Here is a 10602-nt window from a genome sequence, read left to right on the forward strand (position 1 = left end):
ATCCCTGCGAAATGACTTATGGGGCAGCATGGTAGCTGCCCTTTTTTTATTTCTCTTTTACGTTACCGGATATCCGCAAAATAGCTATCCAGGAAAGAATCAAAGCTCATCGTGTCAGCGGCTTCGATTGCCTGCTGGCGAGCCACCGATTCACGGGCTTCCTGCTCAAACTCCTGCTCCTGATAGAATAGGTAGTCCTGCGTTTGCAATGCCGAGGTGTGCTGCTCGGCCAGTGCCCGCCCGGTTTTGCCGATCCCCTGCTGTTCACGGATCTGGTTAAGTAGCTGCGCTGACAAGGTCAATGACGGATCGTCAATCCAGGTTTGTAGCTTGCTCAACGTATCCCGGTAATCACTGGTGCCAGAGGCGTTATCCATCGCGTCAGCGACCTGAGCCAGCTCAGCAAACACTCGGTTACCCCACTGCTGCACTGTCAGGCGTTCACCGTCACAGCCAATCTTAAGCAGCAGCTCCGGGTTACGGCCATCCAGTACCACGCGGTTCCAGTTGTCGCGCCAGCAAGCCAGTTCTGATTCATCCATCGGTGCCGAGTCGCTGAGCACAGCCCAGGTCAGGAAGAGATCCAGGAACCGGATTTGCTCCGCCGTCACCCCTACCGGGCTGAACGGGTTCACATCCAGCGAGCGTACTTCAATATATTCCACGCCACCACGCTCCAGCGCTTCCGACGGTTTTTCACCGCTGCGGGTCACACGCTTGGCACGGATCGGTGCATACAGCTCGTTTTCAATCTGCAGGACATTGGCATTCAGCTGACGATATTCGCCGTCTACTTTCACCCCAATTGCGGCAAACTCTTCAGACGGCGTACGGATAGCACGACGTACGCCATCCAGGTATTCCGACAGGCTGTTAAAGCCGATTTTCAGCGAGCTTTGGGCATGGTTGGTGTAGCCCAGATCACTCAGGCGCAATGCCGTAGCATTCGGCAGGAAATAGGTTCCGCAACCGACTTGCTCAAAGTTCAGCGGTGACGCCGATTTATCCAGGAACGATCCGCACAGTGCCGGAGAGGCACCAAACAGATAAGGGATCAGCCAGCCGAAACGGTAGTAATTTCGGATCAGACCGAAATAGGCGTCCGACACAGCGGCCTGACGGGCTTCTTCGGACTGCTCACCAAACAACTGGTCCCAGAATGCATTTGGGAAAGAGAAGTTGAAGTGAACGCCGGAAATCACCTGCATCACGCTGCCGTAACGGTGCTTCAGACCTTCACGGTACAGGGTTTTCATACGGCCGGTGTTTGAACTGCCGTACTGCGCCAGGTTGATTTCATCTTCCGAGCCAACGAAACACGGCATCGACATCGGCCACAGGCTTTCATCACCCAGTTTGGTGTAAGTAAACCGATGGATATCACTCAGTTGCGCCAGCAATTGCTCGACATCATGCGATACCGGGGTAATAAACTCCAGCAGCGGCTCAGCAAAGTCAGTGGTCACCCACTTATTGGTCAGCGCCGAACCCAACCCGGCAGGGTGCGGCTTGGCCGACAACTGCCCCTGAGGCGTAATACGCAGCGCTTCACGTTCTAGGCCACGTCCCATTTGGGTCAGGGCATCGGGATTCGCAGCAATTTGCTGCAACCTTTGTGAAAAATCCATCAAGGTGCTTCTCAATTTGTAACAACTTAGTCCGGTAGGGTAAACATAATTGTTTGCGATTACCACGATTATTGCACTGAAAAAAACGCAGATTACAGGATCACGCGCCGCCGTCAGTGACAAAAAAGCCGGCATCGTCTGCCGGCTTTTTTTATTGGCCTTACAACGCCGGTGTCAGGCGCTTAACCGGCCGTCCCAACGTTTCCAGCTGAGGCTGCAGCGTCTTGGCATCTCCCACCACAATGATTTGATAATCATCCGGATTGAACCATTTCGCCGCCAGTTCATTGATCTCCGCTTTAGAGATCGAGGCTGCGATGTCGTTGCGGGTCTCAACAAAATTATCCGGCAGCGAATAGGTCAGGATCTGGCCCAGCAGCTGGGCTTTTTTGCCCGGGGTTTCATAGTTCAGGGCATCTTTCTGACCTACCGCCAAACGCATAAAGTCCATTTCCTTATCGGTGACCCCTTCCGTGGCGATTCGCTGCATTTCAGCGAGGAACTCTTTCACCGATGCCAGGCTGGCATCAGCACGCACCTGGGCGTAGAACACGGATAAACCGACTTCTTTACCACCGCTCTGGTAACCACCAGCACCGTAAGTGAAGCCTTTGTCTTCACGCAAGTTCAGGTTGATCCGGCTGTTAAAGTTACCGGCCAGGTTAAAGTTCGCCAACTGGGTCTGGTACAACTCTCCGGTAGCATCATAAGGCAGTCCCTGACGCACCAGACGTACCACCGTCTGTGGCGCTCCCGGCTTGTCGACCAGCCATACTGTCTGCGAGTTCCGCTCAGGCAGGGCCGGCGTCTGGTACACAGGCGCAGGCTGTCCCTGCCAGCTAGCCAGGAAACCCAGCTGCGGCGTCAGCTGCGCCTGATCAATGTCACCCACGACAGCGATATCCGCCCCATTCGGGGTGTAGTAACGTGAATAGAAGGCTTTCACGTCACCCAGCGTAATCGCTTCCAGTGACGCTTTGGTGCCTTCCGGCGGACGGCTGAACGTGGTTCCGCCATACAACACTTCACGGGTTGCCTGCGCTGCCAGCCAAGATGGCTGCTGATGCTCATAAATGATGCCTTCCAGCGCCTGTTGCTTCACTCGCGCGAAGTCGTCGGCATTGAACGCCGGATGGAACAGACGCTCTTCCAGAATTGCCAGTGTCTGCGGCAGGTTCTTGGTCAGTGACGTCACGGAAATCACAGTGCCATACTGACCGGCAGTAAAGCCGATGGTACTACCCAGGGTATCCAGACGCGAAGACAGGGCTTCGGCAGTCGATTTCTGCGAGGCCTCTTCCATCATACTGGCCGTCAGGCGAGCCAGACCGTCTTTGCCCGCAGGCTCGAAACGGCGTCCTGCCGGTACCACCAGCTGCAGCTCAACCGTTGGTGTTTCGCGGAACTCGGTTCCCAGCACCTTGATGCCGTTTGCCAGTTCAAAGCGATAGAGCGATGGCATTACCGCTTCTACCGGCGAAGACGGCTGCGGCATCACGGTACGATCAAAGTCGTCCTTGGCGATACGCATCTGCTTTTGCAGCTCCGCTTCACTCATCTTTTTGTGCTCAGGAATAATGCGTGGCGCCGGCTCATAGTTCGGTACCGCGGCCTGCAGCTCTGGGCGGCCTTTTGGCACCACGCTCAGGGTCACAGACGGATGGCCCTTCAGATAGCGCATGTAAGCCTGCTCCATGCTGTCAGTCGTCACCGCCCGGAGTTTGCCCAACTCGGTTTTCAGGTAACTTGGATCATCATAGAACGTTTCGTACGCTGCCAGCTGAGACACCTTACCGCTTACGCTTTGCAGACCGAAAATTGCACTGGCTTCCACGGTACCTTTGATCTCATTGAGCTCTTTGGTGTTTACGCCGCGCTGTTCCAGCCCCTTGAGGATACCGGTGACTTTACCGCGCAGGGTGTTCAGATTGCCTTTGTCGCCGCTCTGACCAATAGCGTACACATAAAAAGTACAGGCCAGCTCCGCACAATCATGGAAGGCACCGGCGTCCACCACTTCCCCGGTTTTCACCAGATCCTGATACAGCAGACTGTTCTTGCCGCCGCCAATCACTCGTGACAGCAGATCCAGCGAGGCTTCATCTTCGGCTCCGTTGTACGACGTCGGCCATGCCATCAGCAGCATCGGCTGCTGGATATTATCTTCCAGCGTCATGAACCGGTTCTGATCCAGCGTGACCGGCTGTTTAGACGGTTTGGCCACTTCCGGCCCGCGAGGGATAGAACCAAAATACTGATTCACCCACTCCAGCGTCTGCGCCGCATCAATGTCTCCCCCAATGGTCAGGGTCGCATTGTTCGGGCCATACCAGCGCAAGAAGAAGGCTTTCAAGTCATTAACGTCCACCCGGTCCAAATCTTCAACATAACCGATGGTCTGCCACGAATACGGGTGGGTACGTGGGAAAAGCGCTTCCCCAATCTGTTCGTAGACCAATCCGTAAGGACGGTTTTCGTAGCGCTGGGCACGCTCGTTTTTCACGGTCGAGCGCTGGATTTCAAACTTACGCTGCGACACCGCGCCCAGCAGGAAGCCCATGCGGTCAGACTCCAACCACAGAATTTTTTCCAGCTGATTGGCCGGCACGGTTTCAAAATAGTTGGTGCGATCGCGGTTGGTCGTGCCGTTCAGGGTGCCGCCAGCTTCGGTGATCAGACGGAAATGCTCCTGATCCCCGACATTTTCCGAGCCCTGGAACATCATGTGCTCAAAAAAGTGGGCAAAGCCGGATTTCCCGAGCTCCTCACGCGCCGATCCCACATGGTAGGTCACATCCACATGCACCAGCGGATCTGAATTATCTTCATGCAGTATCACGGTCAAGCCATTGGCCAGCCGGTATTTTTGATACGGGATCACCGGCGTGTCAGCCGTTGGATCCGCTTTCAGTTGCTCGACAAACGTTACCCCTTGGGGCAAGACGGGCGATTCCGATTGCGTTGCAAACTGGCTACAACCTGCCAGCGAGAACAGCGCAACCCCTACAAACCATTTATGCACTAGAGCCATCCTTATAGTAATCCTGTTACGATTAGTGTCAGCGCGGTGTACCGGATCGCTTTTCCGATCAGGATCAGCACCAGACAGAGCCCCTGCCTCATCCGCAGCCACCCGGCCGCCAGACACAATGGATCCCCGATGACAGGGAGCCAACTGAACAAGAGCGTCCAATAACCGTATTTTTTTAGCCATTGCAATGCTTTATGACCGTGTTTTTGGTCAGAAGTTTTATCCGGCAGGATACGTCCCAACCAATAGTTGGTCATTCCGCCCAGCGTATTGCCCAACGTCGCCACGCCAACCAGCTGCCAGACCGGGTTATCTCCCAGCTTCAGTGCCGCAATCAGGTTGGCTTCCGACCCACCCGGCAGCAAGGTGGCGCTTAAAAATCCGGTTGAAAACAGCACCCATAAGGCTGATCCTCCCTCTAATAATGCTTGCATGAGTACAACATCGCCTGTGTTCTGTTTTGTCCGTCATCCTTTATCGCGGCTGGCTGAGACTGATCATGACATCTGCCCCGTTCTGTGCCCCACTTTATGCCTCAACTGCCGCAGCCGGCATCATGAGTAGTAACTTACCCTGAGTATGGCCCGATTCAATCTGCTCATGGGCGGCGATACCGTCGTCAAGTGGGAAAACAGCAGCCACCTTCAGGACCAATTGCCCTTCGGCCAGCATGGTCAACATCGCACCGTTCTGCGCCACACTCGGTGACACCAGCATGCCTTCCGCTTGCAATCCCAGACTAATCGCTTTCTCACACACCGCTTCGGCCGTGATCGTCGGCACCGTAACCACCATGCCACCGGGCTTCACGCAAGTCAGAGCCTGCAAACCAACATCGCCCCCCATCAGATCAATCAGGCAATCCACCGGCGCAATCTGGCTGTCGAGGGCACCGGCACGATAATCCACGGCCTGCGCTCCCATCGCAGCAACAAAGGCTTTGTTGTCTGCCGAGCAAGTGGCGAACACTTCCGCCCCGCGAGCGGCGGCGAGCTGCACCGCGATATGGCCGACACCACCGGCACCGGCCAGAATCAGAACGCGCTGGCCTGCCATGACACCGGCTTTATCCAGTGCCTGCCAAGCCGTTTGTCCGGCCAGCGGTAATGCGGCAGCCTGCGCCAGCTCCACGCCTTTTGGCACCAGGCTCAGTGCGGTTTCCGGAACCTGGCAGTATTCGCTGTAACCGCCACCTTGCAAAGGAAAACCAATAAACCCAGCAACACGCGCACCGACCGGCAATTCACACCCTTCGCCACAGGCGACCACTTCACCGGCGATGTCATACCCAGGCACCCAGGGCAACTTGTCGCGATTTTGCTGTGCAGCCCAGCCCAATCCCGCCCGGGTCTTGGCATCAATAGGATTCACTCCGGCAAAGTGCACCTTCACCACGACCTCCCCGGCTTGCGGCTCCGGTAAATTGGCGCACTGCAGCGCCAGCATTGACGGCGGGCCAAACTCGGTGATAGCAAGTTGCTGATAAGTCATTTCCTTTTCCTTTTATCTTGCTGGTTTGTGAATAAGTACAATAGCGTATTTCCGGCCAAAAAGAACGGGTAGCCGAATGGCTACCCGTTACCGTCTGTTACCGGATGTAATAAGGTCCGGTAAACGCTTATCGTGCCAGGCACCTTTAGCCGCCGACCAGAGCCAGCAGAATACCCGCCGCAACCGCCGAACCCAGCACGCCAGCGACGTTTGGTCCCATAGCATGCATCAGCAGAAAGTTTTGCGGGTTTGCTTCCAGCCCGACCTTGTTCACGACCCGCGCCGCCATAGGCACCGCTGACACCCCGGCGGCACCAATCAATGGGTTGATATCCTCGTTGCTAAAGCGGTTGAGCAGCTTGGCCATCAGTACACCACCGCCGGTACCGACCCCGAAGGCCACAGCACCGAGCACCAAAATACCCAGGGTTTCAAACTGCAGGAACTTGTCGGCTTCCAGCTTCGAGCCCACTCCCAGTCCCAGCATAATGGTGACAATATTAATCAGCTCATTCTGCACCGTGTTGGACAAACGATCCACCACGCCGGATTCCCGCATCAGGTTACCCAAGCAGAACATCCCGACCAGTGGGGTGGCCGACGGCAGAAACAGGATAGTCATCAGCAACACTGCCAGCGGAAACAGGATCTTCTCCCCTTTGCTGACATGCCTCAGTTGCTGCATCTGGATCTTGCGCTCCTCCGGGGTGGTCAATGCTTTCATGATCGGAGGCTGAATGATCGGTACCAGCGCCATGTAGCTGTAAGCGGCGACCGCAATCGCCCCCAGCAGATCCGGCGACAACCGGCTTGCCAAGAAGATCGCCGTCGGGCCATCGGCACCGCCGATAATCGCAATGGATGAAGCATCGGCCAGGGTGAACTCCATTCCCGGCACGACATTCAGCAAAATCGCACCAAACAGGGTAAAGAAGATCCCAAACTGCGCCGCCGCCCCCAATAACAGGGTTTTCGGGTTAGCAATCAGGGCTCCAAAGTCCGTCATCGCCCCGACCCCCATAAAGATCAGCAGCGGGAAAACCCCGGTTTCGATCCCGATGTGGTAGATGTAATAGAGTAATCCCCCCGGCTCAGTAAAACCGGCATTGGGGATATTGGCGAGAATCGCGCCAAAGCCCATCGGCAACAGCAGCAGGGGCTCAAATCCCTTGCGAATGGCCAGAAACAGCAGACCGGCACCGACCAGCATCATCACCAGTTGGCCGAACTCAAAGTTCGCCAGTCCGGTTTCACTCCAGAGTATTAACAAACCTTCCATGGTCCCCTCTTACGCCAGACTGAGAATTGGCGAGCCGACGGCGACCGAATCACCCTCTTTCACATGCAGATCCTGCACCACCCCACTGCGTGAGGCACGCACTTCGGTTTCCATCTTCATCGCTTCCAGGATCACCAGAACGTCCCCTTCTGCTACTTGATGTCCGGGCTGCACATTGATTTTAAAGATATTACCAGCCAGCGGTGCCGCCACCGGTTCGGCACTGGAAGCAACCGGAACCACAGGAGCGGTTGCCGCGCCAGAATTTGCTGCCACCGGCTCAACCGATGCCAATTCGCCACCCGGCCCCACTTCCACATGGTACATCTGGCCATTCACTTTCACGCTGTAAGCTTCTGTGCCATTGGCTGACCCTGTCGTCACAGGCGCAGCCGCTGCCACCGGCTCACTGCCGGGTACTGGCTCGAACGCTTCGGCACTATGGCGGTTTTTCAGGAAGTTAAGCCCGACCTGTGGGAACAGGGCGTAAGTGAGAACATCATCGACTTGCGCTTCAGCCAGGGCGATGTTTTCTGCTTTAGCCTTGGCCTGCAGTTCGTCCGTCAGAATGTGCAACTCGGCAGTCAGCAGATCGGCCGGACGACAGGTAATCGGTGCCTGTCCTTCCAGTACACGCTGCTGAAGCGCCGTGTTAACCGGTGCCGGAGTGGCCCCGTACTCACCTTTCAGCACCCCGGCGGTTTCTTTGCTGATGCTCTTGTAGCGTTCACCGGTCAGGACGTTCAGTACCGCCTGCGTACCGACAATCTGAGAGGTCGGGGTGACCAGAGGAATGTAACCGAGGTCTTCGCGCACACGCGGGATTTCTTCAAGCACTTCATCAAAGCGATCTGCAGCACCCTGCTCTTTGAGCTGACTTTCCATGTTCGTCAGCATACCGCCCGGCACCTGAGCCAGCAGAATACGGGCATCCACCCCTTTGAGACTGCCTTCAAACTTGGCGTATTTCTTACGGACATCACGGAAGTAGGACGCGATAGGTTCGAGTTGCTGCAGATTCAGGTTGGTATCGCGCGGTGTGCCTTCCAGCATCGCGACCACAGTTTCTGTCGGAGTGTGCCCGTAGGTCTGACTCATGGAAGAAATCGCGGTGTCCAGAATATCCAGTCCGGCTTCAATCGCTTTCACTGCCGTCGCACTCGACAGACCGGTTGTCGCATGGCAATGCAGGGCCAGCGGAATATCACAGGACGCTTTAATGCGTTTCACCAACTCTTCCGCTTCATACGGCTTAAGCAGGCCAGACATGTCTTTAATACACAAGGAGTGACAGCCTAGATCTTCCAGACGCTTGGCCAGATCCGTCCAAGTATCCAGGTTATGTACCGGGCTGGTCGTATAAGAAATGGTACCCTGAGCATGTGCGCCGACATCCACCGTCGCCTTGACGGCTTTTTCAAAGTTGCGGACATCATTCATGGCATCAAAAATACGGAACACATCCATACCGTTAGCATGGGCGCGCTCCACAAACTTTTCGACCACGTCGTCCGCATAGTGACGATATCCCAGCAGGTTCTGCCCGCGCAGCAACATCTGCATCGGGGTCTTAGGCATTGCCTGTTTCAGTAAACGCAGACGTTCCCAGGGATCTTCACCAAGATAACGAATACACGCATCAAAGGTGGCACCGCCCCAGGTTTCCAGTGACCAGTAGCCGACGTTATCCAGCTGCTCTGCGATAGGCAGCATATCTTCGATACGTAAACGGGTAGCGAATAAAGATTGGTGGGCATCACGTAACACGACGTCGGTGATGGCTAATGGCTTAGACATGCTCTCAAACTCCTTGTCTTAATATAGATCCTAATTACCACAATGTCCTGCTGGCTCGGTACAGAGCCCCCTGTAAGCAGGCTTTGTGGTACAACTTTAGGTTTTCTGGCTGCGATATTGATGAACGGCAGCCGTTATAGCTGCGATGACTTCAGGCTGAACGCCATTGCCCGGTGCGGGAGGGGCCTGGCGCAGAGTGCTCTGAATGGGTGGTGCGTCCTCAGGGGCTATCTTGGCCAACAGCTGTACCAGAACAATCAGCACACTGAGAAATAAAAACACGACCACCATCCCGGTGACCATGATCGTGGCGGCCTCCCACAGCAAACTTCCTAAATCGGCCATAATGCTTCCTTTCCTTGATGATGTAATAGGCGATGTAACAAATATCACGCCGCACAAAATCATGTCAAATTGATTAACAATGCGACACGCTAGCAAATTTTGTCTCTTGCTTTTGGCACGCTGAAAGCAAAAATTTATTCAATCAGCAAAATTTGCCTGTATTTTGCTTGGATATTCCACTGTATGCAGCGCGCCACCTCTCATTTTGGAGGTTGTAGATCCTTGAATATCCTAATTTTTAACTAAAACCTTATCGCTTACGTAAAGGTAAGATCATTAAAATCAAAAAGAAACATTAGTGACAGGAAAGTGAAACAGTTCCCAGCAAAAGATCCGATGTTGCGCCGCATTTCACTCATCACCCACAGTGAGATATGTATTTACATTTAAAGCATAACAAATCACATCAAAAAAGAGATTGGGCGACCCGTCTCTACCCCTTTCTCTCATTCTTAATCTAACCCAGATGCGAACAAAGGGAATGAGACACGCAGCAAGCTAACGAAACCGAAACCGTTTTGTACATTGCTAAATCCACAGCTAAGTCCAAAGCTACGGCCAAAGCCAGGTACACAGCAACGCAGACAGCAACGTAAGCACACAGATTAAGTTTGAAGAGCTGGTAACAGACAACGCGGGGAAACGACAAAGCGGATGGATAAAGGTCGCGGGAATTAGGTGTTGTCCAACAGCGGCAATTCTGGCTGTAGCCAAAAGCCGAGAGGAGAGGTCCCCGTCACAGTCATTAGAAGGCAGGACGCAGAAATGAAAAAAGCCCAGCCGAAGCTGAGCTTTTCAATAATGGCGCGTCCGGGAGGATTCGAACCTCCGACCGCCTGGTTCGTAGCCAGGTACTCTATCCAGCTGAGCTACGGACGCGCAGGCTATATTCTGACAATGCAGAATATGGAAATAATGGCGCGCTCGGGAGGATTCGAACCTCCGACCGCCTGGTTCGTAGCCAGGTACTCTATCCAGCTGAGCTACGAGCGCACGCTTAATTCCGGGTGTTTCACACTGCCGAGGCAATG

Annotated in this window: 7 protein-coding genes and 2 tRNA genes; all 9 read right to left on the reverse strand. The window is 54.7% G+C overall.

Annotated elements, in window-relative coordinates:
• Positions 1 to 62: 62 nt before the first annotated feature.
• The gene (gshA, locus tag C9I92_RS24800) at positions 63 to 1628 is read right to left on the reverse strand and encodes a glutamate--cysteine ligase (protein WP_047886881.1); all 1566 of its coding nucleotides are present in this window, start codon (positions 1626 to 1628) and stop codon (positions 63 to 65) included.
• A gap of 160 nt (positions 1629 to 1788) precedes the next feature.
• A complete protein-coding gene (locus C9I92_RS24805) occupies positions 1789 to 4650 on the reverse strand; it encodes a M16 family metallopeptidase (protein WP_084712672.1) in 2862 nt (953 codons plus the stop codon).
• 11 nt (positions 4651 to 4661) lie between these two features.
• Positions 4662 to 5093 carry a YqaA family protein gene (locus tag C9I92_RS24810; RefSeq protein WP_047886879.1) on the reverse strand — a complete coding sequence of 144 codons (432 nt, stop codon included), beginning with the start codon at positions 5091 to 5093 and terminating at the stop codon, positions 4662 to 4664.
• A 94-nt stretch (positions 5094 to 5187) separates the two neighbouring features.
• The gene (locus C9I92_RS24815) at positions 5188 to 6150 is read right to left on the reverse strand and encodes an NADP-dependent oxidoreductase (protein ID WP_047886878.1); all 963 of its coding nucleotides are present in this window, start codon (positions 6148 to 6150) and stop codon (positions 5188 to 5190) included.
• Between the two features lie 145 nt (positions 6151 to 6295).
• Positions 6296 to 7429 carry a sodium ion-translocating decarboxylase subunit beta gene (locus C9I92_RS24820; RefSeq protein ID WP_047886877.1) on the reverse strand — a complete coding sequence of 378 codons (1134 nt, stop codon included), beginning with the start codon at positions 7427 to 7429 and terminating at the stop codon, positions 6296 to 6298.
• 9 nt (positions 7430 to 7438) lie between these two features.
• Positions 7439 to 9226 (reverse strand): sodium-extruding oxaloacetate decarboxylase subunit alpha, encoded by a 1788-nt coding sequence (oadA, locus tag C9I92_RS24825; protein ID WP_047886876.1) that lies wholly within the window; start codon positions 9224 to 9226, stop codon positions 7439 to 7441.
• 96 nt (positions 9227 to 9322) lie between these two features.
• The gene (locus C9I92_RS24830) at positions 9323 to 9571 is read right to left on the reverse strand and encodes an oxaloacetate decarboxylase subunit gamma (RefSeq protein ID WP_047886875.1); all 249 of its coding nucleotides are present in this window, start codon (positions 9569 to 9571) and stop codon (positions 9323 to 9325) included.
• Between the two features lie 802 nt (positions 9572 to 10373).
• A tRNA-Arg gene (locus C9I92_RS24835) sits at positions 10374 to 10450 on the reverse strand.
• A gap of 37 nt (positions 10451 to 10487) precedes the next feature.
• Positions 10488 to 10564: transfer RNA gene (locus C9I92_RS24840), tRNA-Arg, on the reverse strand.
• Between the last annotated feature and the right edge of the window lie 38 nt (positions 10565 to 10602).

The sequence above is a fragment of the Photobacterium ganghwense genome, from assembly GCF_003025595.1.
GTDB classification, from domain to species: domain Bacteria; phylum Pseudomonadota; class Gammaproteobacteria; order Enterobacterales; family Vibrionaceae; genus Photobacterium; species Photobacterium ganghwense.